Source organism: Wohlfahrtiimonas sp. XWW7 (assembly GCF_056716055.1).
The window spans coordinates 381,406-407,500 of record NZ_CP168032.1; the positions used below are offsets into that span (position 1 = coordinate 381,406).

Annotated in this window: 27 protein-coding genes and 2 rRNA genes (1 of these 29 cut by a window edge); 12 read left to right on the forward strand and 17 right to left on the reverse strand. The window is 37.7% G+C overall.

Going from position 1 to position 26,095, the window contains the following annotated elements; all coding sequences use genetic code 11:
* Window positions 1–7: 7 nt before the first annotated feature.
* The 11 genes from atpB to ACA100_RS01995 all read right to left on the reverse strand — a co-directional run bounded on the left by atpB (window position 8) and on the right by ACA100_RS01995 (window position 7,804).
* A complete protein-coding gene (atpB, locus tag ACA100_RS01945) occupies window positions 8–823 on the reverse strand; it encodes a F0F1 ATP synthase subunit A (RefSeq protein ID WP_481078339.1) in 816 nt (271 codons plus the stop codon).
* Between the two features lie 20 nt (window positions 824–843).
* A complete protein-coding gene (locus tag ACA100_RS01950) occupies window positions 844–1,197 on the reverse strand; it encodes a hypothetical protein (RefSeq protein WP_481079091.1) in 354 nt (117 codons plus the stop codon).
* A gap of 105 nt (window positions 1,198–1,302) precedes the next feature.
* Entirely contained in the window at window positions 1,303–2,199 is an 897-nt protein-coding gene (locus tag ACA100_RS01955) for a ParB/RepB/Spo0J family partition protein (protein ID WP_481078340.1), read from the reverse strand.
* A 17-nt stretch (window positions 2,200–2,216) separates the two neighbouring features.
* Window positions 2,217–2,990: a ParA family protein gene (locus ACA100_RS01960; RefSeq protein WP_481078341.1), complete on the reverse strand. Its 774-nt coding sequence runs from the start codon at window positions 2,988–2,990 to the stop codon at window positions 2,217–2,219.
* 55 nt (window positions 2,991–3,045) lie between these two features.
* On the reverse strand, window positions 3,046–3,672 hold the full coding sequence (gene rsmG, locus ACA100_RS01965) for a 16S rRNA (guanine(527)-N(7))-methyltransferase RsmG (RefSeq protein ID WP_481078342.1): 627 nt from the start codon (window positions 3,670–3,672) through the stop codon (window positions 3,046–3,048).
* Window positions 3,673–3,692: 20 nt separating this feature from the next.
* Window positions 3,693–4,874 (reverse strand): molybdopterin molybdotransferase MoeA, encoded by a 1,182-nt coding sequence (locus ACA100_RS01970; RefSeq protein WP_481078343.1) that lies wholly within the window; start codon window positions 4,872–4,874, stop codon window positions 3,693–3,695.
* Window positions 4,868–5,464: an NTP transferase domain-containing protein gene (locus ACA100_RS01975; RefSeq protein ID WP_481078344.1), complete on the reverse strand. Its 597-nt coding sequence runs from the start codon at window positions 5,462–5,464 to the stop codon at window positions 4,868–4,870. Before ACA100_RS01975 ends, ACA100_RS01970 begins: the two co-directional genes overlap by 7 nt.
* Window positions 5,457–5,915, reverse strand: a complete 459-nt coding sequence (locus ACA100_RS01980) for a molybdenum cofactor biosynthesis protein MoaE (protein WP_481078345.1) — start codon at window positions 5,913–5,915, stop codon at window positions 5,457–5,459. The genes ACA100_RS01975 and ACA100_RS01980 overlap by 8 nt, the downstream gene beginning before the upstream one ends.
* Window positions 5,916–6,164, reverse strand: coding sequence for a MoaD/ThiS family protein (locus ACA100_RS01985; protein ID WP_481078346.1), 249 nt, complete (start codon window positions 6,162–6,164; stop codon window positions 5,916–5,918).
* 9 nt (window positions 6,165–6,173) lie between these two features.
* The gene (locus ACA100_RS01990) at window positions 6,174–7,040 is read right to left on the reverse strand and encodes a metal ABC transporter permease (protein WP_481078347.1); all 867 of its coding nucleotides are present in this window, start codon (window positions 7,038–7,040) and stop codon (window positions 6,174–6,176) included.
* A gap of 17 nt (window positions 7,041–7,057) precedes the next feature.
* On the reverse strand, window positions 7,058–7,804 hold the full coding sequence (locus ACA100_RS01995; protein WP_481078348.1) for a metal ABC transporter ATP-binding protein: 747 nt from the start codon (window positions 7,802–7,804) through the stop codon (window positions 7,058–7,060).
* Window positions 7,805–7,946: 142 nt separating this feature from the next.
* On the opposite strand from ACA100_RS01995, the gene ACA100_RS02000 reads away from it, so the two are divergent.
* The 9 genes from ACA100_RS02000 to ACA100_RS02040 all read left to right on the forward strand — a co-directional run bounded on the left by ACA100_RS02000 (window position 7,947) and on the right by ACA100_RS02040 (window position 19,987).
* A complete protein-coding gene (locus ACA100_RS02000; RefSeq protein WP_481078349.1) occupies window positions 7,947–8,315 on the forward strand; it encodes a response regulator in 369 nt (122 codons plus the stop codon).
* Between the two features lie 16 nt (window positions 8,316–8,331).
* Window positions 8,332–8,787: a chemotaxis protein CheW gene (locus tag ACA100_RS02005; RefSeq protein WP_481078350.1), complete on the forward strand. Its 456-nt coding sequence runs from the start codon at window positions 8,332–8,334 to the stop codon at window positions 8,785–8,787.
* A gap of 124 nt (window positions 8,788–8,911) precedes the next feature.
* Complete coding sequence (locus ACA100_RS02010) at window positions 8,912–10,282, forward strand: methyl-accepting chemotaxis protein (protein ID WP_481078351.1); 1,371 nt, start codon at window positions 8,912–8,914, stop codon at window positions 10,280–10,282.
* Between the two features lie 77 nt (window positions 10,283–10,359).
* Window positions 10,360–15,294 carry an Hpt domain-containing protein gene (locus ACA100_RS02015; protein ID WP_481078352.1) on the forward strand — a complete coding sequence of 1,645 codons (4,935 nt, stop codon included), beginning with the start codon at window positions 10,360–10,362 and terminating at the stop codon, window positions 15,292–15,294.
* A 24-nt stretch (window positions 15,295–15,318) separates the two neighbouring features.
* Window positions 15,319–15,660 (forward strand): PilZ domain-containing protein, encoded by a 342-nt coding sequence (locus ACA100_RS02020; protein WP_481078353.1) that lies wholly within the window; start codon window positions 15,319–15,321, stop codon window positions 15,658–15,660.
* Window positions 15,661–15,664: 4 nt separating this feature from the next.
* Complete coding sequence (locus tag ACA100_RS02025) at window positions 15,665–16,447, forward strand: TatD family hydrolase (RefSeq protein ID WP_481078354.1); 783 nt, start codon at window positions 15,665–15,667, stop codon at window positions 16,445–16,447.
* A gap of 5 nt (window positions 16,448–16,452) precedes the next feature.
* A complete protein-coding gene (gene hldE / locus ACA100_RS02030) occupies window positions 16,453–17,868 on the forward strand; it encodes a bifunctional D-glycero-beta-D-manno-heptose-7-phosphate kinase/D-glycero-beta-D-manno-heptose 1-phosphate adenylyltransferase HldE (protein ID WP_481078355.1) in 1,416 nt (471 codons plus the stop codon).
* A 70-nt stretch (window positions 17,869–17,938) separates the two neighbouring features.
* Window positions 17,939–18,997 (forward strand): recombinase RecA, encoded by a 1,059-nt coding sequence (recA, locus tag ACA100_RS02035; protein ID WP_481078356.1) that lies wholly within the window; start codon window positions 17,939–17,941, stop codon window positions 18,995–18,997.
* Window positions 18,998–19,057: 60 nt separating this feature from the next.
* Window positions 19,058–19,987 carry an RluA family pseudouridine synthase gene (locus tag ACA100_RS02040; RefSeq protein WP_481078357.1) on the forward strand — a complete coding sequence of 310 codons (930 nt, stop codon included), beginning with the start codon at window positions 19,058–19,060 and terminating at the stop codon, window positions 19,985–19,987.
* Window positions 19,988–20,046: 59 nt separating this feature from the next.
* On the opposite strand, the gene ACA100_RS02045 is transcribed toward ACA100_RS02040, so the two are convergent.
* The 3 genes from ACA100_RS02045 to ACA100_RS02055 all read right to left on the reverse strand — a co-directional run bounded on the left by ACA100_RS02045 (window position 20,047) and on the right by ACA100_RS02055 (window position 21,642).
* Window positions 20,047–20,256: a bacterioferritin-associated ferredoxin gene (locus ACA100_RS02045; protein WP_481078358.1), complete on the reverse strand. Its 210-nt coding sequence runs from the start codon at window positions 20,254–20,256 to the stop codon at window positions 20,047–20,049.
* 92 nt (window positions 20,257–20,348) lie between these two features.
* The gene (locus tag ACA100_RS02050) at window positions 20,349–21,269 is read right to left on the reverse strand and encodes a peptidoglycan-binding domain-containing protein (RefSeq protein ID WP_481078359.1); all 921 of its coding nucleotides are present in this window, start codon (window positions 21,267–21,269) and stop codon (window positions 20,349–20,351) included.
* A 40-nt stretch (window positions 21,270–21,309) separates the two neighbouring features.
* On the reverse strand, window positions 21,310–21,642 hold the full coding sequence (locus tag ACA100_RS02055; RefSeq protein ID WP_481078360.1) for a zinc ribbon domain-containing protein YjdM: 333 nt from the start codon (window positions 21,640–21,642) through the stop codon (window positions 21,310–21,312).
* Window positions 21,643–21,806: 164 nt separating this feature from the next.
* Here ACA100_RS02055 and ubiA point away from each other — a divergent pair, with 164 nt between their 5' ends.
* The 3 genes from ubiA to ACA100_RS02070 are packed head-to-tail and all read left to right on the forward strand — an operon-like array spanning window position 21,807 to window position 23,948.
* Window positions 21,807–22,682 carry a 4-hydroxybenzoate octaprenyltransferase gene (ubiA, locus tag ACA100_RS02060; RefSeq protein ID WP_481078361.1) on the forward strand — a complete coding sequence of 292 codons (876 nt, stop codon included), beginning with the start codon at window positions 21,807–21,809 and terminating at the stop codon, window positions 22,680–22,682.
* 9 nt (window positions 22,683–22,691) lie between these two features.
* Window positions 22,692–23,243 carry a cob(I)yrinic acid a,c-diamide adenosyltransferase gene (locus ACA100_RS02065; RefSeq protein WP_481078362.1) on the forward strand — a complete coding sequence of 184 codons (552 nt, stop codon included), beginning with the start codon at window positions 22,692–22,694 and terminating at the stop codon, window positions 23,241–23,243.
* 3 nt (window positions 23,244–23,246) lie between these two features.
* Window positions 23,247–23,948 carry a 4'-phosphopantetheinyl transferase family protein gene (locus ACA100_RS02070; RefSeq protein ID WP_481078363.1) on the forward strand — a complete coding sequence of 234 codons (702 nt, stop codon included), beginning with the start codon at window positions 23,247–23,249 and terminating at the stop codon, window positions 23,946–23,948.
* Between the two features lie 6 nt (window positions 23,949–23,954).
* Here the strand turns inward: ACA100_RS02070 and ACA100_RS02075 are convergent, their stop codons facing one another.
* The 3 genes from ACA100_RS02075 to ACA100_RS02085 form a co-directional block, all read right to left on the reverse strand.
* Window positions 23,955–24,281, reverse strand: a complete 327-nt coding sequence (locus ACA100_RS02075; RefSeq protein ID WP_481078364.1) for an H-NS histone family protein — start codon at window positions 24,279–24,281, stop codon at window positions 23,955–23,957.
* 315 nt (window positions 24,282–24,596) lie between these two features.
* A 5S ribosomal RNA gene (rrf, locus tag ACA100_RS02080) occupies window positions 24,597–24,712 on the reverse strand.
* A 117-nt stretch (window positions 24,713–24,829) separates the two neighbouring features.
* Window positions 24,830–26,095 (reverse strand): 23S ribosomal RNA (locus ACA100_RS02085); it runs 1,643 nt beyond the window's last position.

Here is a 26,095-nt window from a genome sequence, read left to right on the forward strand (position 1 = left end):
TGAATTCTTAATGAGCCTCATGAGCTTGACCAAGATAAACTAAAGTCAACGTCATGAAGATATAGCCTTGAAGAACAATGATCAAAATATGGAAAATAGCCCATGCTGATCCTGCCAACCAATGCAATCCGAAGCCCCACCACGTGCCTGTTGCACCTAATAATGCAATCAAACAGAATAGTAATTCACCTGCGAACATATTACCAAAAAGTCGCATACCTAACGAGAATGCTTTTGAAATATATTCAACAAGATTTAAGATAATATTAAATGGTAATAAATAGATGCCAAAAGGTGCTGTACATAATTCCTTAACGAAACCGCCAACCTTTTTAACTTTGAAAGAGTAGAAAAGAATCAATGCCAATACAGCCATAGACATACCCAATGGGCCATTCACATCAGCTGTAGGAAGAATTCTTTGATGTGCGATATCTAAACCGAACACATTGATAAGAGTCATTGGTAAATCTACAGGTACTAAGTCCATGCAGTTCATCACAATCACCCATAAGAAAATTGTCAAACCTAACGGTGCAATATAACCATTGGGTCCACTGACGAGTGTTTTTGACTGAGTTTCAGCAAATTCAACAAGAATTTCTACGCCAGCTTGAAAGCGTGTAGGCACTCCTGAAGATGCTTTACGTGATGCTCTAAATAAAAAGAATAGAACAATAATACCCGATACAACCGACCAAAGGACCGTATCTACGTTGATCAAACTAAAATCCACAAAGTTTTCTTGTGGCAAATCTGTCTGAGTCATATTAACGAGGTGATGCTCGATATAACTACTAGCGGTAATCTCTTCTGCTGACATATCTTGTCCCAATCTAAATTTTAATGCTTGATATCATGCTTCAAATATTTCTGACCAAAACCTACCACAAAAATAGGAAGATATACTGTTACTACAATCCCTATTAAGAATGCTGCCCAGTTTGGATCTTTCAAATATTTAATACTGCCCGCAAGCAATATTGCACTGATAAATTTATTTACAAACGCACCCAGCCAAAAAATCACTTGTTTACTTCTTATCCAAAAGGATAAAAAAATCACAAATAAATTTGGCAAGATAATAGAAAGACCTGCCCAAAAGTACGATCTTCCTACACTTTCCCCTACGATTGCCCAAAGCAAAATTGAGGCACTTAGCGTAATGATCAATTGGATCGTTATTACTTGCTTCATCACTTCAAAACACCTTTGGCAAAAGTAGCTCGATTATAAGCAGTTAGCCCTTAAAGTCAATCTTTTTCACAAGGATATTTGATAAAAAAAGCCAACTACTTAAATTTATTGAGCACCTATTTTCTGCAAAATACCATCTAATTGATCGAGTGAATCATAGTGAATTGTCATTTTGCCTTTCCCTTTTTTATCAGAATGAAAGCCAACTTTAGCACCTAAAAATTCACTTAAATTTGTTTCCAATTGAACAACGTCTGAATCTCGTTTAACAGGCTTACTTTTTTCAACTGAATGCACACCTTCTTTCATTAATTTTTCAACTTCACGAACTGTTAATGATTTTTCAATGATCAGCTCTGCCATTTGGATTTGTTCTAAATGCTTCAAAGGCAAAATTGCACGCGCATGCCCCATATCTATCCTACGTGCCAGCAACCATTCTTGAACTTTTGGTGCCAATTCCAATAAACGAATCACATTACTCACAGCAGAGCGAGAGCGCCCTATCAACTCACCTACTTCTTGGTGTGTCAACTCAAACTCTTCAACGAAGCGTGCAATTGCTTCCGCTTCTTCAATAGGATTTAAATCTTCACGTTGAATGTTTTCGATCAATGCAACAGCCAAAGCTTCTTGATCTGTCATTGACTGAATAATGACTGGAACTTTTTCCAGTTCAGCAATTTGTGATGCTCGCCAACGACGCTCACCCGCTAAAATCTCATATTTTTTCTGACCATCTTTAGTAACTTCACGAACAACTAATGGTTGGATAATACCTTGTGATTTAATAGAGTCCGCCAATGTTTCTAAAGCCTCGGCATTAAATATTTTTCTTGGCTGATACATTCCAGGCACCAAAAACTCTATGGGCAACTCTTTAATCGCCCCATAAGCATCTTTTATCGAAGATGCTTCACCTTCTTTTTTAACATCTTGAGTTGGTAATTTTGTTTTATTCAACAAAACATCCAAACCACGACCTAATCCGCGCTTTTTCAAATCACTTCCCTCATCTCTTATTTACGTTTGCTTCGACGGCTGATCTCTTTTGCAAGTTCATTATATGCAATCGCACCTTTAGAAGCGGCATCATATTTCACAATGGATTCACCAAACCCTGGGGCTTCTGCTAAACGAACATTTCGTGGAATGATCGTTTCTAGTAATTTATCACCAAAATGCTCTTGTAAATTTTCAGAAACTTGTAGAGCCAAAGCATTTCGACCATCATACATCGTTCTCAAAACACCTAAAATATCCAAATTTGGATTTGTCGTACCTTTAACTTCTTCAATCGTTTGCATCAAAGCAGACAATCCTTCTAAGGCATAATATTCGCATTGAACAGGCACCAATACATAATCTGAAGCGGTTAATGCATTTAAGGTCAACATATTCAAAGAAGGCGGACAATCAATGATAATAAAATTAAAATTACTTTGTACTGCTGCCAGTGCTTCTTTTAAAACAAAAGCGCCCTGCTCTCTCTGTGTCAATAAAACCTCAGCACCAGTTAAATCGCCATTGGCACCAATCAAACGAATGGCATTTTCTTCCAATTCAATAATGGCTTCTGTGATGGCAACATCATCCAACAGGAGATCCACAGTACCTAAAGCTATGGAATGTTTATCAACGCCCATGCCTGTTGTAGCATTGCCCTGAGGATCTAAATCAATCAATAAAACATTTGGACGAGCTTTCATCCCCGCCAAACATGCTGCCAAATTCACAGCTGTTGTTGTTTTACCAACGCCACCTTTTTGATTCGTAACCGCTATGATCGCCACAAAGCCCTTCCTATAATTATTATTTAAAGTCTAATGAACGAAGTATATCAAAACATTAACAAGACAAAAAAACCAAATGTCGAGCATCATTTAACCTTGGCACAGATAATGTGATAATCTCGCTACGATAACCTTCTTCTGCAAACTGCCATTCACCTGGCGTAACATGTCCTTTCATAGCAGCAAAACAGCCGCCATCAATGAGCAAATGCTTTGACCAAGTAACCATATCTTCAGCACTTGCAAATGCACGAGATAAAATCACATCAAACAATTCATCAGGTTGATAATCCTGTACTCTCGAATGGACTATTTCAACATTCTTCATGCCTAATTCCATCTTCATTTGAGTCATAAATCGCGTGCGTTTGCTATTAGTATCCAACAATACAAAATGTGTTTCTGGCATTGCAATTGCCAAAATAAAACCAGGCAAACCTGCGCCTGTACCAACATCAATCATACGGCCATGCTTCACTTTTTTTAAATATGGTATGAGCACAATTGAATCAAACAAATGCTTAACCAACATCTCTTCAGGCTCAACAATGGAAGTTAGGTTATAAGCTTTATTCCACAATTGAATGCCTTTCATATAATGCGTCCATTGTTTGATTTGCTCATCTGAGAACTCAAAACCCTCTGCAACCAATCCATTTTTTACAAAATCAAATTCCATCATAATATCTCTTTACGTCTTAATTACTGAATTGGGTAAAAGTTCAGCGCCATTCCTTCTTCGACAGCAGTATTGGGTACAATTTCAATCAAGCAATTTGCAACTGCTAAACCTGACAACATTGCCGAACCTTGCCCTTTTGCAATGGTTAAATCAAAACCACCTTCAGGATTCTCTTGATATACGCCACGCAAAAATTCCCTTCTTGGTTCTAATTTTTCACGGACAAATCTGGCTGTACCTTTCATAAAACTTGCATTTGTTGCGCCTATACTTCTTTGTAAAAAAGGATAAACAAATAGGTAAAATGTCACATATGCAGATACAGGATTGCCTGGCAACATAAAAACATAAGCATCACCAATTTTCCCCCAACCAAAAGGCTTTCCTGGCTTAATGGCAATTTTCCAACCATTCAGCTCACCCACTTCAGCAATGGCTCTACCCACATGATCTTCTTCACCAACAGAAGCGCCACCACTCAATAAAATCACATCTTGAGTTTTTGACAATGCTAACAACTGAGCTTTCGTCTCTTCATAATTATCTTTCACAATACCTGCATCATGCACATGGTGATTTTTCTTTAACCACGCTTGCAACATAAAACGATTAGCATCATAAATTTTGCCTGGAGCCAAAGCTTCTGATTGCGGGATTAATTCACTGCCCGTTGAAACAACGGCAATAGATAATCCATCATAAACAGGCACATTGCTATAACCTTGTGATGCGCATAAAGCGATGGTTGCCGCAGTCATCTCGCGATTCTTTGACAACAATAAGTCACCTGCTCTTACTTCTTCACCACAATAACGAATGTTCATGCCATTTTTAGGATCGCGCTGCAAACGAATGATATCTCCATCCAACTCAATATACTCTTGCATAACCACAGTTGTCGCACCTTTTGGCGTTGGCGCACCTGTAAAAATACGCACAGCTTCACCAGCATTTAAAACAACTTCAGCTAAATCACCCGCTGCTATTCGACCCACAATTTTAAATTCAGTTAAGTTTTCATCAGGATCACACACGGCATAACCATCCATTGCACTATTATCAAATAGCGGCGCATCATAAACGGCGAATAGATCTACGCTCAAATGTTTGCCTAAACTTTCAACTAAAGAGACTTCACGCACTTTATGTGGCAGCTGAACAGCTTGATCTAACTGCTCTAATGCAACACGAAAATCTAACATAATCTTTCCTTTAAAATTTCAGCAATTCGTTGGATGGCATCCCAATCATTGCCATTAGTAAAAGCTTTTGGATCATCAAATAATAATGATCCACTGTTTATTTGTGCCAAAAAATCTCGTATTCTTCGTCGATCCTGCAACAACAAATCCTCGATCTTATCTATCTGTTTTGCTTTGAACATCAACAACCCATAATGTTCTCGCTCATCATCTTTCGGATAAATAGCATCAAAGTTTTCTTGCAATCTGGGCAGTTGCTTACTCACTAAATCTCTAGGTAACAAAGGCAAATCACAAGTCACAACCTGTACAACATCATCTTCATCAACATAATTTTTTAAGGAATGAATACCTGCCAAAGGTCCATCTCGATAAAACCTTTTATCATCATTGAGAATTTTTTCAGTAATCTTCTGATAATCACTCAGGTTTTCATTGGCAGAAATATAAATTTCATCCACTTGAGGTAGAAGTGCATCATAAACCCACTGAATCAGAGGCTTGCCTTCTACATTCACCAATCCTTTATTCACACCACCCAATCGACTGCCTGCGCCGCCCGATAAAATTAAACCAATAATTTTACTCATGCCAACGCTGCTTTCTATCTTGATCACTCAATTTTGCTTCCACCCAATGATTGGTTTCATCGATGAAAACCTCTTTCTTCCAAAAAGGTGCATCAGCTTTTAAATAATCCATAATAAATTCTGTCGCATGAAATGCTGCTTCGCGATGTGATGAAATTGTCGCAACCAATACGATCGGCTCGCCCACAGGAATTTCACCCACACGATGCACAACCCTACAACCAGTAATCGCCCATCGCTCTTTCGCAATCTCAATGATGCGCATAATTTCACGCTCAGTTAATCCCGCATAATGCTCTAAAAATAACGCCTTTAAATTTTTAGCATGATCATGTCCGCGAACATAACCCACAAAACTGCTAGAAGCGCCAATATTATGTGAATTTTCCATCAATTTAGCCATTTCAGAGTCATGCTGAAATATTTCAGTTTGCACCACAACAGAGAACATTTAACCTCCTGTCACTGGCGGTAAAATTGCAACACGATCACCTTTCTGAATCGGTGCAACCTCATACATAATCTCATCATTGATCACAACACGAAATACTCTTTCTGGCGCCAATGCATCCGCCCATACATCATTACGTGCTTTTAATTGATCTAATAAGGCTTCCGTATTACCTGATTCCCAAGCAAGTTCTTCTTGCGCCACACCAACGCGATCTTTTAACACACCAAAATATTGAACTGTGATCATACTTATCTCCTATGCCGCTTTATGCTTCAATCTGAAAAAGCGAATTAAAACTCCACCTGTTCTTCCAAAGAGCAGAGAGAAAAAATAGATTAATCCTGCTACACCAATAATTGCAGGCCCACTTGGCACATCTAAATAAAACGATGTCAACAAACCAAAATAAGCGATTAGGAATCCCAATAATAAAATAACAAAAAACAATCCTTCTATTGAGCGAACCCATAATTGTCCGATAATCACTGGCAACATCAATAAACCTACAGCCATTAATGAACCCAGAGCTTGAAATCCTGCGATCAAATTCACTACAACAATGAATAAGAAAATACCATAATAAGTCACGCCTTTAATCTTCATGGATTGTAAGAAAATTGGATCAATCACAAATAAAACCAAAGGACGATAGATAATTGCAATGGTGATTAATGTAAAGCACATGATCGCCCATAAAAATACCAACATATTATTATCTATAGTTAAAACAGAACCGAATAAAATGTGCAGCAAATCCACTTGAGAACCGATTTTAGAAATAATGATCACACCAATGGCCAGAGAAATAAGATAAAATGCTGCAAAGCTTGCATCTTCATTCAATTTTGTATAGCGCGAAACTAAAAAAGCTAAAAGCGCGATAGCAATTCCTGCTAACACGCCACCAATGCCCATCGCAATCAAATTAAAACCATAAAACATAAAGCCTAAAGCTATACCTGGCAAAATACCATGGCTCAGAGCATCGCCCACCAAACTCATACGGCGCATCACTAAAAAACTACCCACAACGCCTGAAGAGATCGCCACCATAAAGGAAGCCAAAAGCGCCCTTTGCATAAACGGAAATGTTAAAAATGGTGCAACGAAAAAATCCCACATAATTTACTTCTCTATCCTTACTCTGGTACCGAACAAATTTCAGCATTATCATCCCAATATAAGGATGCAGAATATGCTTTTTCAAAATTCTGTTCTGTCAATACATCTTTAGTTTTACCAAAGGCAACTTTTTCGCATGCCATCATCAACGTGTAATCAAAATACTCTTTTGCCACATGAAAATCATGAATCACAGCAATAACTGTTTTGCCCTGTTTACGCCAATTGGTAATAACGCGACATAAATCTAAATTAGTTTTTGCATCCACCGCATTAAATGGTTCATCCAACAAAATCACATCGGCATCTTGCACGATAATTCTTGCAAATAAAGCACGTTGAAATTGACCGTTAGATAAATTGTCAATTGTGCGGCCTTCAAAGCCTGTCAATCCAACAGTAGATAATGCTTCTTTGACTTTCGTCATAGTATCTTCAGGTATTTTGCTAAAAATTGATCCAGTTGCAAGGAATCCAGTTGCCACTAAGTCTTCCACTGTAATGGGCAAGGAACGATCAATATCAGATTGTTGTGGCAAATAACTTACTGTTTCTTTATGATTAAATATGATTTTACCTTCATCTGGTGACAACATCCCCATAATGATCTTCAACAACGTACTTTTCCCTGCACCATTTGGCCCGATAATTGCATTCGTACAACCACACGGAAAGTCCACATTTACGTGGTGTACGACAGGATGACGTTGATAACTCATCGTGATATTTTGAACAGTGATACAAGGATCCAACATTTTAATCATCGCTTTTTCTATTGATTGATCAGTATAATATAAACAGCTAATATTCTATAACAGAGATTGCCATTTGCCCTTGGGGGGCTTTTAGCAAACAAATTAAAATGAAGTATAATATCCCATTGATCTTATGAGTTGCGAGTAAATAATGAATAAAATAGCATTAATTATAGATGACAGTGCAACAGCCAGAATCGGCATAAAAAACATGTTACAGAACCTTGGCTATGCTGCGCATACTGCCAATAATGGACTAGATGCATTAGAACGTGTTTTAGAGATTAAACCTAATGTTATATTATTAGATCTATCCATGCCCGTTTTGGATGGCACGGAAATATTATCCATATTAAAAAAACATGATTCGACAAAAGACATTCCCGTGATTATTCTTTCAGGTAAAGAAGGAATATGTGATAAAATTCGGGCCGAAACACTTGGAGCAGCAGGATTTTTAAATAAACCTTGTAAAGTTGATCTGCTCACTAACATGTTAACCTCTCTAAAATTAATTTAATAAAGGCTTTAACATTATGAGTATCAGAGGAATTGTTTATACTATTGATAACATACTGTGCATCACAAAGATTGATACAATCTCTGAGGTTGTGCAAGGCATTTCCCCCACACCAATCCCATTAACAAAAGATTGGTTAACGGGCACGATTCAATTACGTGGAAATATCGTTCCTGTGACTGATATCTTAAAGCTATCTAATCCATCCATTACCAATCGTTCTTTAGAGCAACATAAAAATAATATACTCATCATTAAAGATGGTGACTGGCAATATGGTATAAAGGTTAATAAATTAATGGGAATTCGCGTGATTCAAGCTCAAGAACGAGAAGCCTCTGTTTTCCCGCCAGAATTTCAAGGTTTACCAGAATTAGTACAAGGCATGTATGAGATTGAAGAAGGATATTTATACAACATAAACCTCTCCAAACTCATTCAGAATAACGCATTTATGCACCCAGAATTATAGAGATAATATTTATTTTATAGAGGCAAGAACCATGCTATCCAAACTTAAAAAATTTATATCAACACACATCCCCCATTTCCTATGCACTATAGCCATTATTGTCTTTACAACCTTAGCATTATCCATGGTCTACAATGCCCACAATACAACCTCGCAAGAACAATCTGACCTATTAAATCAGCAGTTATCTACGAGTAATATTAACTCTAAAAATGCCACTAAACTTGTGAATGCGCTTAAAGCAAACAACACAGAAGAAGCTGAAAAATTATTAACATCTTTACAAAAGAGTTTAAGTGCACAAAATCAAAATCTTGCAGTAACATCCTCTAATTACGAAACACATGGCAATGATTACTCCATTTTTGGCATCATGGTACCTAGCGTTGTTTTATATGCTTTCTGGGGTTTAGCAGCACTGAGCTTAATTTTATTAATCTTCTTCATGTATCGTTCTAGTACAACTCTATCTGTAGAAGATTCTCAATCTTTACAAACGCAGCAACATACACAACAAGCACTATTAGAGTTCTTAGAAGTTATTCAAGCATTATCAGAGGGTGATTTAACAGTACAAGCACAAGTATCTGATGATATTACTGGTACGTTGGCTGACTCATTCAACTTCTCTGTTGAAGAGTTGAGAAATCTTGTTTCTATGGTTAACCAATCCACTAAGAAATTATCAGAAGCGGTTGGTGATTCATCGACAGTTGCGGAAGTATTGTTAAAAGCATCTACAGAACAGGCTCGCAGAATTTCTGAAGCATCGAATACTGTTATTCACGTAACGGAAGCGATGATCGATGTATCTGACCAAACATCATCCGCTGTTGATATCGCAATGAGCTCAACAGAAGCAGCTCGCTCAGGTTCTGAACGTGTACGCTCAACAATTTCAGGTATGGATCAGATCCGTGATCACATCCAAGAAACTTCAAAACGTATTAAACGCTTGGGTGAATCATCACAAGAAATCGGTGACATCGTAGAATTGATCAACGACATCGCCGATCAGACCCATATTTTGGCATTGAACGCATCCATTCAGGCCGCAGCCGCAGGTGACGCAGGCCGAGGCTTTGCCGTAGTTGCTGACGAAATCCAGCGTTTGGCGGAAAGAACAGGTAACGCAACACGCCGTGTTGAAAATATCGTTAAGGCAATCCAAACTGATACAAATGAAGCAATTTTCGCAATGGAAAAAAGTACCAGCGAAGTGGTTAATGGTGCAAACTTGGCGGAACGTGCAGGTGAATCATTGAATGAAATCGAATCTGTTTCAACACAATTGGCATCGATGATCCAAAACGTATCAAAATCATCTCGCGAAGTGTCAACACTCGGTAACAAGATGAAAGATAGTATCGATTCCATCAAGAAGCTCACAGAGCAAAATGTAACAAGTACGCAGATCACAAATCGCTCCGTTGAGAAAATTAATGAGTTAGCTAATGAGCTACGCGAATCAATCAGTGGATTCAAAATCAAATAGTATAAAAATATAGAGAATTAGGCGCATGGCAATCACCATGCGCCCTTAACTAAATATAGACATATAGGAACGAATCAATGGCAGCATTGCATGATGAGTTAATAATTGCAGTTCAAAGTTTACGTGCTTTCCTAATTCGTAAAATTTGGAGTATCGCATCAGCGGAAAAGAACAATCAAGTATTTGATTCTTTTGACGTTAACATTTTAATCACACTCATTCAGAATGACTCTGAAAATGCTGCGATTTGGAAGCATTTTGCTTCTTTTTATCTACAAAAAGATCAAAGATACTTTAATCATAATGAACAAAAGAATATCTATGCTTTGATTCGTTACCTTAAAGAGATTGAATCTGGTGAAGCACCACAAACAGAATCAATCTTATCAACATTTGCAGAGCTCAACACATCCGAAATTTCTACGGTTGATTTGAATACGCTGATCAATCAACATAGCCAATCCAACGAAGTTATTGCTGAATCAGCAGAAATAGAAGAATCTACAATTGAAGAAGTGATTCAACTTGATAATATTGATTACACTGCCCTACCAATTGATGTTCTTCAAAAGCTTGTCTTAGAAATTAATGCAAATAGTGAATTGCCTGCCAATGCAGCAACAATCATTAAACCTTATGAAGCAGCTCTTCAAACACTTTATAAAGATGCGCCTAATTTTTCCCAAGCAACATCTGATAACGCTAAAATCGTCGCACTGATTAAAATCACCGACTTCTTTGTCATTTCTGGTCAAACCAATAATCATACATTGTCTGATGACTTTGAATCTGCTCTCAACATGCGTTATACATTGTTGACGCAGAAAAACTATCATGATGCTGTTGAGCGTTTAAAAAATTCTCCCAAAGAAGATACTAAATATCTTAAAGATGTTAATGACATTGCCAATGCCGCAAAATCACAATTACTCTTTGTCCCAAGCGGAACACTTAAAGAATTATTAGCCACATTTACAGAGACTCAATCGCTCACCAATGCACTTGCGGTTTTAAATCAAATTCATGATGAGTTGTCTGCCTTAGATATCATTCAAGTTCGCTCTGAAGTCATTATCGAAGCTGGTGAAATGACAAAATCAGAGGCAACAGAGCAAACTGCAAACAAAACAACAATCACTTCAAACAAAAAACATCCTTACTATTTAGAAGGCAGTTTAGAACCTACAATGAAAGAATCTCCTCAATATGATGAAGATTTAATCATTGAATTAAAAGAAAGTTTTAAAGAAGAAGCAGAAGAAGAGATTTTCCCGCTCATTGATGCAGCCTCTGCAAAACTACAATCGCCGCCATATCAGGAAGCGGACATTTTAGATCTGCGCCGTGCTTTCCACACATTAAAAGGCAGTGGTTATACTGCATCCATGCCAATTATCGGAGAAATTGGTTGGCAAGTTGAACGTGTGATTAATGGCGTTCGAGACAATCACTATGGTTTCAGCGAAGCTATTTTATATCATGCATTAGATGGTTATCACGCAGCAAAAGCGCGCCTTGAGAATCCTGAACTACAAGATAATGAATTACAAAGAATTACTTATCAAGCTCAATATCTAATAGATCATAATGGCATCATTGAACCATCTGAATCTACTTCTGACACTATTATCGAGACAACTGCGGCACCCATTGAACAGCCCGCTGAAGTTATTAAATATGAATCATTTGCAGAGATGCCTGCAACTTTCATATCGCCATATCATTTAAATGGACAAGCAAACCCGACATTCACAGAAGCGACTTTATTGGATGCAGATTTAGTTACAGAACTGAAAAATAGCATGTTTGATGAAGCTAAACGTGAATTATTACCAGAGCTTAATCAAGTTTCAGCTAATCTTCTTAATGATTCAGCAACACATTCAGATTTAGAACGAACACGCAGAGTTTTCCATACATTAAAAGGCAATGCCTTAATGATTGGATTGAATCCTTTGGGTGAAATTGCAAGCACGATTGAAATAATTCTAGATGCAATTTTAGGTGGTCAATATAAACTCACTCCTGCGATTACTTATCACATTGCAGAAGTGTATCAATCTTTAAAAGAGTTCTTGGATGATAAAGAACCTTCTGATGAGGAAAACCGTCGCCTGTTCTATCAAGGCAATATGCTTAGAAATCATAAAGGTGATATTTCTACTTTAATTGCCGAACAACCAGAGCAATCAATAACTCAACCGACACCAGCAGCACCTGCTCAGCCAAGCGTTGAAGATATATTATCTGAACGCCGTCAAGCAATGTTTGAAAACATTCAAAGCGTGATCGAACAAAGTGAGCTCAGTAATTTAGATCAAAAACTTACAGATGAAACATTGGATATCACCGATGAAGAGTTAAGCCAAAAACTCATCACAGGGTTTACAAAATGTGAAAGCAGAACGTATTCAGCATTGAAACGTTATAGCCAAGATGTTGGTCTATGTTTGTTGCATCCAAATTTCTCTAAAGAATATCCTGTGCACCATATGCTCATCAGTGCATATCATAAGCATTTACTATTATTCCGTGCACATGGTTTAACACCACAAGATGAGCGTTTGATTCTTTGGGGCAAAGTTCTAACGGCTGTTTTAGCGATCATCAAAACTAATCAAATCAATGATTCTATCGCTTATGAATACATTGAAGAACTACAAAAACCTATTTTAGAAGTTGAACATGCGGAATCTAATGCAAAAATTGAAGACAAAAATGCACAAGAGGAAATTGATCCTGAATTGATGCAAGCCTTCATCGAAGAAGCTCACGAAGTACTAGAGCAAGCAGATGAACTGATTCAACAATGGCAAGAAGAAAATTATAATCCTAAATCTGATAAAATCGCCGAACTGCGTCGCCAAATGCACACGCTCAAAGGTGGTGCTCGAATGGTAGGTAAAGATGGCTTAGGACAACTCAGCCATGCTTTAGAATCGTTACTTGATCCTAACTACATCACATTATTTGACTCTGATCCAAAACGCTTTGAAGTATTACAGCGTGCTTTAGATCACTTACAGGTATTATTAGAGAGCAATAATAAATTATTAGATCATGAAGGCTTCAATTTATTGTCTGCTTTGCATCTATTGCTTGGCCATGAAAATCCACCTGAATTAACTAAAGAAGGTGCTGTTACAGGCTCACCAACTGCAACAGAAGTTACCGATAAAACCGCGACAGCTGCGCAATCCGAGTTAAGTACATTAAAAATTTCACCTGTGCAGTTAAACAGAATCAGTGAAAAAGTATCAGAAAACAATATTTTAACAACTCAGTATAATAACTCTATGTCTAGCATCGTTGGCATATTAGCTGAAATTGCAAGAACAACACAGCATATCAATATGACAGCTCGCAACATTGAAATTGAAACTGAAGCACAAATGGTTTCAAGACATGCTAAAGCTTCACAAAACAAAGAGGAATTTGATCCTTTAGAACTCGATCAATTCTCTGAATTACAACATTTAGCACGTTCTGTTTCAGAGTCTATTGAGGATCTCAATACATTCCATAAACACATCAGTGAATATGTAGAAACCATGAATGCTTCGTTGTCAAAATTCTCAGGCAACCAAACATTGATTTCTGATACATTGACAGACATTGGTACAGTAAGCTTTAACCATATTTTGCCGAGATTGCGCCGCATCGTTAGACAAGTTAGTAAGTTCAATAACAAACAAGTTGAATTAGTGGCAATTGGTGCAGATACTCAAGTGGAAAGAGTCGTCCTTGAACAGATGACAGCAGCCTTTGAACATATGATTCGTAACTCAATTGTTCATGGCATTGAATCACCAGAAGAGCGCATTGCCGCAGGCAAACCAGCAAATGGAACAATCACATTAAAAGTATCCAAACGTGGTTCTGATTTAACCATTGAAATTGTTGACGATGGCCGAGGCTTTGACATCGAGAAGATTCGCGCAAAAGCGATTGAGAAAAATCTCATCGAGAAAGATACGATCATCGATGATAATGAACTTGTCAACTTAATCATGCTACCTGGCTTCTCTACCGCAACACAATTATCTCAAGATGCAGGGCGTGGCGTTGGTTTGGATGTTCTCGCAAAGGCAATGGCAATCCTAAAAGGTACAGCAGGTTTATCATTCATACCTAATGCTGGTGTTACTTTTAAAGTTTCGATTCCTGCGACCTTAATGATTGTTCAATCATTGATTGTGAGTGCTGGCGGTCAAAACTATGCAATCCCTATCGATAATATCATCGGTGTAACACAAGAAAAAGATGTCATATTCGATGGTAAACGCACGCAATTCTCTTATCATAATGATATTTATGAAACCTATGATCTTGCGAAGATTTATTCAAGCGCAGAATTTGATGAACAGCAAACTCACATCTACTTATTATTTGAAGTTAATGGTAAATCTGTAGCGGTTGGTGCTGAATCAATTCAATCGCAGCTTGAAGTGATCATGTATCCATTAAACCCACAGATCGCTCATATTCCAGGATTAACAGGCAGTGCAGTTACACCTGATGGTGAAACAATCTTCACCGTTGATATTTCCGCATTCTCACAATCGATGATGACAAAGCCACAGAAAAAAGAAGCAGAAATCATCGAGCCGATTGAAATAACACATGATTCGTTATCAACATCACCTATGATTTTAGTTGTAGACGACTCCATCACTATGCGCCGTGTAAGCCAACGTATGTTAGAACGTGCGGGTTATAAAGTAACAACTGCAAAAGATGGTTTGGATGCTATCGAAACATTAGCTTCCCTACAACCTGATCTCATCATGTTAGACATTGAGATGCCAAGAATGGATGGTTTTGAAGTCTTAACTTATTTACGCAGCACAGAAAAATTTATGAAAACACCTGTGATGATGGTAACATCTCGATCAGGTGAGAAACACCGTAATCGTGCATTTGAAATCGGTGCAAATGAATACTGTGGCAAGCCATATCAAGAAGAACAAATTTTACAGACAATTAAAAAGCTTTTACACAAAGAAGATTAATTGACGTATGAACAAGGAGCTTATATGAGCGTCGGTAAACAGATGCAATTGGAGTTCAAAGACTTTGATCAAGTTGCGAACGTCTATATGGATTTTATTGTAGGTGGTGGTTTTTTCATCCCTATGCAAAAAGTGGATTTTAAACTGGGCGATGAAATTTTCATCGCACTAATCCTGCCTGATGAACCAGGCAAACGCCATCCTGCTGCAACCAAAGTTGTTTGGATCAACCCTGATAACTCTCTCAAAAGAAAACCAGGAATTGGTGTACAATTAACAGGAATGAATGCAGGTCCATTGAATGAGCGTTTGAAAAGATGTGTTGGATCTGCAAAGAAAAAACCAACTTTCACCTTAACCATGTAGTTATATGCTAATAGATTCACATTGCCATTTAGATCGCATAGATCTCACTTCATTTGACCATAATTTTGATAATCTCATGCTGGAAAATAGCAAAGCCAATATTTCACATATGCTTTGCGTTTCTGTGCATCCCGATGATTGGCAAAATATGGCAGATTTAACTTCTCCTTATTCCAACGTTTTCTTATCTTTCGGAATTCACCCTGGTGACATTAAAGATAAAGACAGAGATTTCTCCATTGAGCACTTTGCACCTTATATGCAAGATCAGCGAGTTATCGCCATTGGTGAAACTGGTTTAGATTATCATTACGGTGAAGATCATGAATTGCAAAAAGAGATTTTTGCACGCCAGATTGAAGTTGCTAACCTTCATCAAAAACCGCTCATTATCCATACTCGTGATGCACGCGAAGATACCATCGCGATACTCAAAGAGAATCATGCAGATAAATGTGGTGGCGTCATGCACTGTTTCACTGAAAATTGGGAAATGGCCAAAGCTGCATTAGATTTAGGATTTTACATCTCATTTTCTGGGATTGTGACATTCAATAATGCACAAAGTTTACGAGATGTTGCTAAAAAAGTACCATTAGATCGTTTGTTAGTGGAAACCGATTCACCTTATCTAACACCTGTGCCTTATCGTGGTAAATTAAATTATCCTGCCCGTGTACAACATGTTGCAGAGAAACTGGCGGATTTGAAAGAAATCAGCTTTGAAAAAATGGCTGAAATCACGACGCAAAACTTTAAAACTCTATTCAACGTTAATTTGGATTAATAACGATGTCCAAGAATCAAATTACTGTATTAGGCGATCTTATGTTGGATCGCTACTGGTTTGGTGCGGCAAAGAGGATTTCACCTGAAGCCCCTATTCCTGTAATTAATGTTCAAAATAATGAAGATCGTCTGGGTGGTGCTGCAAATGTTGCCTTAAATCTCCGATCTTTAGGAAAAGAAGTTATACTTGCAGGATTAATAGGCAAAGATTCAGAAGGACAGCGTTTTACTAAATTGTGTGAAGCTAATCATATTCATAGTAATCTTTTGATTAAAGAAAATTTTCAAACCATTACAAAATTAAGAATCATCAGTAGACAGCAGCACATGTTACGCTGTGATTTTGAACAATCAGACCAAGTTTCTGCATTAGATCAAAACTATATTCAGCAACTGTTACAAATGATAGAACAATCTAGTATTGTCATTTTGTCAGACTATCAAAAAGGTTTTTTAACTAATCCTCAGCCTTTTATTCAACATGCACGAAAACATAAGGTTCCTGTCATAGTTGATCCCAAAGGTAATGATTTTACCAAATATAATGGTGCAACATTATTGACGCCAAACCGTTCTGAATTTGAAGCAATTGTTGGTACAACATCCTCAGAAGATGATTTATTAGCCAAAGCAGAACAGTTACGCAAGTCTCTTAACTTAGATGCACTATTAATTACTCGCAGTGAAGAAGGGATGACGCTCATTCAAAAAAATGAGCCTCCATTAACTATTCCTGCAAAAGCACAAGATGTCTACGATGTCACTGGTGCAGGCGATACGGTGATTGCAACTTTAGTGGCTATGATGGCAGAAGGTAAGCCGCTCACTGAAGCCACAACTATTGCTAATATTGCAGCATCTATTGTTGTTGGTAAGCTCGGGGCTTCACAAGTTTCCATTCAAGAATTGAATCGCGCCATTAGTACGCAAGAACGAGCACATCATTTAGTTTTAACATTAGATGAGTTAAAAGAAGAACTTAAGGCTGCACGTGCTCATAATGAAACTATTGTGATGACAAATGGCTGTTTTGACTTATTACACAAAGGTCATGTTACATACCTTAATGAAGCAAGAAAATTGGGTGATCGCTTAATTGTTGCACTGAATTCAGATGCTTCAGTCAAACGCTTAAAAGGTGATAATCGCCCCATTATGGATGAAAGCAGCCGAGCAACAGTACTTGCATCTTTAAGCGCTGTCGATTGGGTTATCCTATTTGATGAAAATACTCCCGAGAATGTCATTAACGAATTACTACCTGACATTCTAGTCAAAGGGAGTGATTATACTGTTGATCAAATCGCTGGTGCACAAGCTGTAATCAACAATGGTGGTTCTGTTAAATTACTCAATTTTGTTGACGGTTACTCGACGACTAAAGCAATTGAAAAAATATCACATAACAATAAGTCATAAAAAATATTACTTATTGTTATATTTATGTTATAATTCTGTTAAATATTTATTTAGACTAAGGTGAAATTCAATGGATGAGAATAAACGCAAAGCACTCCAAGCTGCGCTTGGCCAAATTGATAAGCAGTTCGGAAAAGGTTCTGTCATGCGCTTTGGTGATAAGAATGAAGATACAGATATTATTCCAGTTTCAACAGGCTCATTAGGTTTAGATATCGCTTTAGGAATTGGTGGCTTACCTCGTGGCCGCATTGTTGAAATTTATGGTCCTGAATCATCAGGTAAAACAACTTTAACTTTGCATGCTATTGCTGAAGCACAAAAAGCTGGTGGCACAGCGGCATTTATAGATGCTGAACACGCATTAGATCCTGTTTATGCTGCAAAATTAGGTGTAGATGTTCCTAATCTGTATATCTCTCAACCTGATAATGGTGAACAAGCTTTAGAAATAGCAGATACTTTAGTCCGTTCTGGTGCTGTTGATATCGTTGTCGTTGACTCTGTTGCAGCTTTAACACCAAAAGCAGAAATTGAAGGTGACATGGGTGATTCACACATGGGCTTACAAGCTCGCTTAATGAGTCAGGCACTCCGTAAATTAACTGCTAACATTAAAAAATCCAACACTTTAGTAATCTTCATTAACCAAATTCGTATGAAAATTGGTGTAATGTTCGGTAACCCTGAAACAACAACTGGCGGTAATGCATTAAAATTCTATGCTTCTGTTCGTTTAGATATCCGTCGCATTGGTGCCATCAAAAAAGGTGACGAAGTCATTGGGGCAGAAACACGCGTTAAAGTTGTAAAAAATAAAGTTTCTCCGCCTTTCAAACAAACTGAATTTGACATCATGTACGGCGAAGGCATCTCTCGTACAGGTGAAATTATTGATCTCGCTGTTAAAGCCAATATCATTGAAAAATCTGGTTCTTGGTATAGCCATGGCGATAAGCGTATTGGCCAAGGTAAAGAGAACGTTAAACAATTCTTGAAAGATAATTCTGAATTAGCAGATGAAATCGAACAACAAGTGCGTGAATATTTCCTTGCACAACCGATTGAAAATATCTTGTTAGGCGATCCTAATGATGAAGCTTTTGAACAAGATGAGACTGAAAAGTAAATCTCATCTATAATTAAGCCACCGCCATGGTGGCTTTTTTATTTCTACATTCAATTTTTTATGTCAAATCCTACTGAAACTCGAACAGAAGTCCGTTTTGTCACTGTCAATGAACATCAAGCAGGACAACGTGTCGACAATTTTTTAATGGCACAATTCCGTACATTACCAAAAAGCAGAATCTATCAGATGATTCGTAAAGGTGAAGTTCGTGTCAACAAAGGCCGTATCAAACCAGAAACTCGATTAGATTCTGGTGATATTGTGCGTATTCCTCCTGTATCTTTAACGCCAGGTGTTGAAAATGAAATTCCTATTTTCTGGAAAGAGCGACTCCTCAATAATATCATTCATGAAGATGATCGTTTACTAGTAATCAATAAACCTTCTGGTATTGCTGTCCATAAAGGTAGCGGCTTACCTTATGGTGTCATCGAAGTACTCCGAGCTGCACGCCCAGAATTAGAATTCCTAGAGCTCGTTCATCGCTTAGATAAAGATACAAGTGGTTGTCTAGTCCTAGCAAAATCTGGAAAAATCTTACGTGACTTACAAAAAGCAAGCATGAATAAACGCTATTTATGCTTAGTAAAAGGTTATTGGAATAAAGGACGTTTTGATCAACATGCTAAATTAGATATTGAAAATCGTGAACATGGTGAGCGCCACGTTGTGGTTTCTCCCAATGGAAAAGAGGCACACACTCGTTTTGATATCGTAGAACATTATCCTAAAGCTTCCTTATTAGAAGCTAAATTATTCACTGGTCGTACTCATCAAATTCGTGTGCATGCAGCAAGTATGGGATTTCCTCTATTAGGTGATGATCGCTATGGTGATCCAGATGCCAATAAAACATTCAGATCTAAAGGTTTGGGCCGTATTTTCTTACATGCAAGTAGCTTGATGATCGATATGCCACCGTATGATTATGCTTTTAGTGCACCATTACCTGATGATTTAAATAAATTTCTAAATAATTTACGTTAATATCATTTACCAAAATATAAAAATGCCGCTAATTGAAGCGGCATTTTTACAAGAATTTTTTATTTACTCTTTAAAATCTGTATTTGGCTATTCGCAGCCAAAGGAATCGGCTCAGGATTAGGTAAGAAAGAACAAGCAGCATCTGCACACTTTCCACAACATGTAGCAACACCTAAATCCATTTGAAGATCAGACAATTGCGTTGCACCCTTGGCAACTGCTTCTTTAATTTCTTTATCAGTAATACCATTACAAATACAAATATACATACACAACCCCTTACTTCGATCTTTGTAAGATAATAGTGATAATCATTGTTATTTGCAAGCAATTTAGTTATGAGAATATTTTATAATTTAAATCATTCAATCTGATAAATGCCATCAGCATTGATACTATGGGATTTCTGCCATTCATATACCGCTTTAATACTTTCGCCTTCCATCATACCTTTATCAATCTTTGGCTCTACTAAAAACTGCTTCGCAATCAATTTCTCTTGTAGCAATCGCACGAGATAACCTTCCGAACCTTGCAATAAACGCTCTTTGGCAAAGCCTTGTTGAATGGCTTGTAAATGGCGAGCATGCGTCAATAAATACTGATAAGGTAAATGTATCTCCAATTCTGATGGTACAGCTGACTGTCCTGATAAAATTCTAAACTGCTGATATTCCCCTGTTGGCATAGGCTCATCATGATATCCAGAAATCACCTGACAACCTGCAGATTTATAATTTGCACTAGAACTACCTGCGGCATGAATATGATCATTTGGATGGCAAGCATCTAATACAATTTTCTTACCTAAATTCCGCCATACAGGCACTGCAATATAACGCGTTAAACGATAAGCACCTTCTTCTTTTGGGCCATCGGGTTCATGAGCACCAACATAATATTGATATAAACCTTGCGATAATTGGTTACTCAAACGCTTATCTGGATTATCTTGTTGTTTAACTAAATTTTTATCCAAGGCAACTGTTGATCCTCGAAATGCTGCAATTTTATGATTTTTACGATCCCAAATGCCTAATAAACAATTCAAATGTTGATGATCTAAAACTGTTTCTTTTAATGTCAGTTCAGTCAACCAACGACCTCTTTCTGAAACCGCACATCCTGCGCGAATACCAAATAAGACAATATCATTAGACAAGCGATAATGGCACTGCTCCGCTAAACGAGCTAAATGTGCTGATGAAATTGTAAACTCTGTTCCCGAATATGGCATAGAGAGATGCGCTGTATCAACCTCACCAAAAAATGAATCACTCACAACATCTCTCCTATGCTTGTATAATTTACCTAAAACTTGATTACGCTTTCTTCATGAACTCTGATTTTAACTGCAAACTTGTACCATTCACTTTACAATCTAAGTTATGGTCACCTTCCACAATTCTAATGCCCTTAATCATGGTTCCTTGCTTTACAACCATAGAAGATCCGCGCACTTTTAAATCTTTAATAACCGTGACAGAATCACCATCACGTAATGTATTACCATGTGCATCTTTCACAGTTAACTCTTCGTTATCAGACTCGGCATCTGCTGCTGACCATTCATGCGCACATTCTGGGCAAACGAATAATTCTCCATCTGCATACGTAAATTCTGAGCCACATTTTGGACAGTTTGGCATTGTCATTATTATTTCTCCTAAAAGCTACCGAACATAAGTCCGCTATTTTAAGCCGTTTAGCACATCTTTACAACCAATGAGAAGCTTCATCTTTTGTAATCAAACTGGTTGATTCCACTTCTTGAGTTAATTCATTTATAATGAAATAATTTGCGTTCACAAATATCATCATGCTAACAATTAATCACATCCCAGATTACTTAAAACTGATCCGTTTTGATAAGCCAATTGGTACACTTTTGTTGCTATGGCCAACCTTATGGGCTTTATGGATCGCAGGCTCTGGGCAACCTAACATAGGTTTAGTCATTATTTTTTCATTGGGCGTCTTTATCATGCGTTCTGCTGGCTGTGTTATGAATGATATTGCAGATAAGGACTTTGATCCTCACGTAGAGCGTACAAAAGACAGACCCTTAGCTGCACAAAGAATTACAATTCAAGAAGCTTATTCTGTGCTGATATTATTTGTCGGCATTGCATTTATATTGGCTTTATTTCTAAACTGGAAAACCATTCTGTTATCCATTCCTGCCTTGATCATTGCGTTATCTTATCCTTTTGCTAAACGCTACCATTCATTGCCTCAAGCACATTTAGGTATTGCATTTTCTTTCGGTATTCCGATGGCTTTTATGGAGATCACAGGACAAATTCCTTTTGAAGCATACCTTCTTTTTTTCATGAACCTATGCTGGACTCTAGTTTTCGATACTGAATATGCAATGAGTGATAGAGAAGATGACAAATTCATTAATATTAAATCTAGCGCATTACTATTTGAAAAATGGTTAGGACAAAAAGATTATTGGATCATTATTGGCTTACAAATTATCATCGTTATTTGTTTATGTATCTTAGGCTTCTACCTACATTATTCTGCTGCCATTTGGGGATTAACAATCCTCGCAGTTATAGGCTTATTCATTTATCATATCCAGCTGATTAAGAATCATGATCGCTTAAAATGTTTTAAAGCTTTTCTGCACAACAATTGGGTTGGTGCTGCTATATTTATAGGATTAGTTATTCAATATTGTATTTAAGGAGCATGTATGGGAAATCGCTTATCTAAAATTGTGACAAAAACTGGAGATCACGGGGAAACCAGTTTATCAGGCAAAACTCGTGTTGCTAAAAATCATCCTAGGATTCAAGCCGTTGGTACAGCAGATGAACTTAATTCAAATGTTGGCTTATTAATGGCACATTTACCTGTAGAACTTTCAATGCTTAAAGAAGAATTTTTTAAAATTCAACACCATCTCTTTAATTTAGGCGGCGAACTTGTCATGCCAGAGCATCCTTTTATCACCACTGAAATGGTAGAGTTTTTAGAAGAACGAATTGTTCATTACAATGAAGAGTTACCATATTTAAAGGAATTCATCTTACCGAGTGGATCAATTCCAACCTGTCATGCACATATCTGTAGAACCATCACGCGTCGGTTAGAACGCGAAGCTATTACATTACATCACGCTGAGCCTTTAAATACACCTTTATTACAATATATTAATCGTTTATCAGATTATTTCTTTGTGATTTCACGCACAATAGCGCGCGCGACACAAGATCAAGAAATATTGTGGAATAAAGACATCTGATTTATGATACAAAAACAGCATGTTATTATCCAAATGCCCATCAATGAAAAAACAACTGAATGGGCATTTCGGAATTATCCTCACTTGATACAAACAACTTATTCGGATAAGAGAAATCAATACCTACTTTTAAGTCGATCACTTTTACAATATTGCCTCAAAAATTTTTTCGATATTGATCATTTGCCTGCTATTCAATATCTAGAACATGGCAAACCATATTTTCCTGATCATCCAACTATATCATTCAACATAACGCATACTGATCATACAATGGCTATCATTGTTGCTACCTCAAGCCCTGTTGGTATAGATATAGAAACAATTAAATTGAGAAGAAATTTACAAGGGCTAGAAAACCGAGTTCTTAGTCAACAAGAACAAAACTGGCTACATCTGCAGTCGGATTATCTACAGGCATTTTTCACATTATGGTCTGCAAAAGAAGCGTATCTTAAAGCAACAGGTACAGGATTATCTGGTTTGTCTGGGTTAGAATTAAATTTAGCTAATAATCTAGCATTAGGGCCATTAATTGGTGGTTATCTTTATCTTAGGCAAAATCCTATACAAGAAAGCTTTGCCTACTATTTACCTTATGCCACTGAACCTAATTTATATTATTTTGATGGTACCGAACTACAATCAATATTTGGGCAATGGCACACAATACTTTGTTATAACCATCACCCTGAACTACAATAAATCTCCTTAATTATGACTAATTAAGAAATCTTCTTTTTTGGCACCTTGCTCAATTAATTCTTTCATCCAAATTGGCATTTTACCACGACCGCTCCATTCAATAGTTTCATCTGTTGGGTGGCGATATTTCATTGGGACTTTATTTGTTCTAATACCAATATCTTTTTCCGTATATACATCATCCAAGCTCAAACCTGATGCTTGCAAAAGATTCTCAATTTTTTGACGAATACTCTCTGCTTCGACTTTTTTTCTTTCTTCAATTTCATGACTGATTTCAATCATTAATACTTCTAACTGAGATAAAGAATATTTTTTATAATCAATTTTCATAAACTACCTATTTACATTTAACGTTGATTCAATATGTATTATATAATATTTAATATATTATATTCATAAATAATTATTATTGCATGTAAAATATACTTTTCACTATATACAAATAAAATTACTTGTTTTCTATTCAAAACATATTTTATCAAAAAATAATAAGAAATGTAAATTATCTTTTAACCTATATAATGTCAATATAAATATATTATTCTTATGATCTTATATCTCAATCAAGACTTTAAATTATCTTTTCTATTTTCTTTCTTTTACACAAAGAAAAGCCCACTCAATGAGTGGGCTATTCATGTTAGACCCTGGAGATGACCTACTTTCACATGGGGAGGCCCCACACTATCATCGGCGCAGCTACGTTTCACTTCTGAGTTCGGAATGGATTCAGGTGGTACCATAGCGCTATTGTCTCCAGGAAAACTGGTGGTTGGATGTTATTATCAACACCGCAACAGCATTCTTTGGTTTAGTTGGTTAGCTTTCGCTTGCGTCGTATATCGACATTATTGTGTTACAATTCTGAGACCTATTATATGGTCAAGCCTCACGGGTCATTAGTATTGGTTAGCTCAATGCATTACTGCACTTACACACCCAACCTATCAACGTCGTAGTCTCCGACGGACCTTTAGAGAGGTTAAACCTCTAGGGAAATCTAATCTTAGGGTGGGCTTCCCGCTTAGATGCTTTCAGCGGTTATCCCGTCCGTATTTAGCTACCCGGCAATGCCATTGGCATGACAACCGGAACACCAGAGATACGTCCACTTCGGTCCTCTCGTACTAGAAGAAGCTCCCTTCAAATTTCCAACGCCCACGGCAGATAGGGACCGAACTGTCTCACGACGTTCTGAACCCAACTCGCGTACCACTTTAAATGGCGAACAGCCATACCCTTGGGACCGACTACAGCCCCAGGATGTGATGAGTCGACATCGAGGTGCCAAACTCCGCCGTCGATATGGACTCTTGGGCGGAATCAGCCTGTTATCCCCGGAGTACCTTTTATCCGTTGAGCGATGGCCTTTCCATACAGAACCACCGGATCACTAAAACCTACTTTCGTACCTGCTCGACTTGTCTGTCTCGCAGTCAAGCACCCTTATGCTTTTGCACTCAAAAGCGCGATTTCCGACCGCGCTGAGGGTACCTTCGCACTCCTCCGTTACTCTTTCGGAGGAGACCGCCCCAGTCAAACTACCCACCATGCAATGTCCCCGATCCAGATAATGGACCTAGGTTAGAATTTCAAATATTTCAGGGTGGTATTTCAAGGATGGCTCCACTCAAACTGGCGTCTGAGTTTCAAAGCCTCCCACCTATCCTACACAAAAAGATTCAAAATCCACTGCAAAGCTATAGTAAAGGTTCACGGGGTCTTTCCGTCTTGCCGCGGGTACACCGCATCTTCACGGTGATTTCAATTTCACTGAGTCTCGGGTGGAGACAGTGTGGCCATCATTACGCCATTCGTGCAGGTCGGAACTTACCCGACAAGGAATTTCGCTACCTTAGGACCGTTATAGTTACGGCCGCCGTTTACTGGGGCTTCGATCAAGAGCTTCGCGTTACCGCTAACCCCATCAATTAACCTTCCAGCACCGGGCAGGCGTCAGACCCTATACTTCCACTTTCGTGTTTGCAGAGTCCTGTGTTTTTGATAAACAGTTGCAGCCACCTTTTCACTGCGGCCCTCTCAAGCTTACTGCGTAAAGCATTCACCTAAAAGGGCGTACCTTCTCCCGAAGTTACGGTACAATTTTGCCGAGTTCCTTCACCCGAGTTCTCTCAAGCACCTTA

What these genes read in the sequence shown, in the direction of transcription:
- recA (WP_481078356.1), top strand. Translation starts at nt 17,939, where the DNA reads ATGGATGAGAATAAACGCAAAGCACTCCAAGCTGCGCTTGGCCAAATT.
- ACA100_RS02025 (WP_481078354.1), top strand. Translation starts at nt 15,665, where the DNA reads ATGCTAATAGATTCACATTGCCATTTAGATCGCATAGATCTCACTTCA.
- ACA100_RS01995 (WP_481078348.1), bottom strand. Translation starts at nt 7,804, where the DNA reads ATGATTAAAATGTTGGATCCTTGTATCACTGTTCAAAATATCACGATG.
- ACA100_RS01990 (WP_481078347.1), bottom strand. Translation starts at nt 7,040, where the DNA reads ATGTGGGATTTTTTCGTTGCACCATTTTTAACATTTCCGTTTATGCAA.
- ACA100_RS02020 (WP_481078353.1), top strand. Translation starts at nt 15,319, where the DNA reads ATGAGCGTCGGTAAACAGATGCAATTGGAGTTCAAAGACTTTGATCAA.
- ubiA (WP_481078361.1), top strand. Translation starts at nt 21,807, where the DNA reads ATGCTAACAATTAATCACATCCCAGATTACTTAAAACTGATCCGTTTT.
- ACA100_RS02040 (WP_481078357.1), top strand. Translation starts at nt 19,058, where the DNA reads ATGTCAAATCCTACTGAAACTCGAACAGAAGTCCGTTTTGTCACTGTC.
- rsmG (WP_481078342.1), bottom strand. Translation starts at nt 3,672, where the DNA reads ATGATGGAATTTGATTTTGTAAAAAATGGATTGGTTGCAGAGGGTTTT.
- ACA100_RS01985 (WP_481078346.1), bottom strand. Translation starts at nt 6,164, where the DNA reads ATGATCACAGTTCAATATTTTGGTGTGTTAAAAGATCGCGTTGGTGTG.
- hldE (WP_481078355.1), top strand. Translation starts at nt 16,453, where the DNA reads ATGTCCAAGAATCAAATTACTGTATTAGGCGATCTTATGTTGGATCGC.
- ACA100_RS01950 (WP_481079091.1), bottom strand. Translation starts at nt 1,197, where the DNA reads ATGAAGCAAGTAATAACGATCCAATTGATCATTACGCTAAGTGCCTCA.
- ACA100_RS02015 (WP_481078352.1), top strand. Translation starts at nt 10,360, where the DNA reads ATGGCAGCATTGCATGATGAGTTAATAATTGCAGTTCAAAGTTTACGT.
- ACA100_RS02005 (WP_481078350.1), top strand. Translation starts at nt 8,332, where the DNA reads ATGAGTATCAGAGGAATTGTTTATACTATTGATAACATACTGTGCATC.
- ACA100_RS01970 (WP_481078343.1), bottom strand. Translation starts at nt 4,874, where the DNA reads ATGTTAGATTTTCGTGTTGCATTAGAGCAGTTAGATCAAGCTGTTCAG.
- ACA100_RS02000 (WP_481078349.1), top strand. Translation starts at nt 7,947, where the DNA reads ATGAATAAAATAGCATTAATTATAGATGACAGTGCAACAGCCAGAATC.
- ACA100_RS02075 (WP_481078364.1), bottom strand. Translation starts at nt 24,281, where the DNA reads ATGAAAATTGATTATAAAAAATATTCTTTATCTCAGTTAGAAGTATTA.
- ACA100_RS02065 (WP_481078362.1), top strand. Translation starts at nt 22,692, where the DNA reads ATGGGAAATCGCTTATCTAAAATTGTGACAAAAACTGGAGATCACGGG.
- ACA100_RS02010 (WP_481078351.1), top strand. Translation starts at nt 8,912, where the DNA reads ATGGTCTACAATGCCCACAATACAACCTCGCAAGAACAATCTGACCTA.
- ACA100_RS02070 (WP_481078363.1), top strand. Translation starts at nt 23,247, where the DNA reads ATGATACAAAAACAGCATGTTATTATCCAAATGCCCATCAATGAAAAA.
- atpB (WP_481078339.1), bottom strand. Translation starts at nt 823, where the DNA reads ATGTCAGCAGAAGAGATTACCGCTAGTAGTTATATCGAGCATCACCTC.
- ACA100_RS01975 (WP_481078344.1), bottom strand. Translation starts at nt 5,464, where the DNA reads ATGAGTAAAATTATTGGTTTAATTTTATCGGGCGGCGCAGGCAGTCGA.
- ACA100_RS01980 (WP_481078345.1), bottom strand. Translation starts at nt 5,915, where the DNA reads ATGTTCTCTGTTGTGGTGCAAACTGAAATATTTCAGCATGACTCTGAA.
- ACA100_RS02055 (WP_481078360.1), bottom strand. Translation starts at nt 21,642, where the DNA reads ATGACAATGCCAAACTGTCCAAAATGTGGCTCAGAATTTACGTATGCA.
- ACA100_RS02045 (WP_481078358.1), bottom strand. Translation starts at nt 20,256, where the DNA reads ATGTATATTTGTATTTGTAATGGTATTACTGATAAAGAAATTAAAGAA.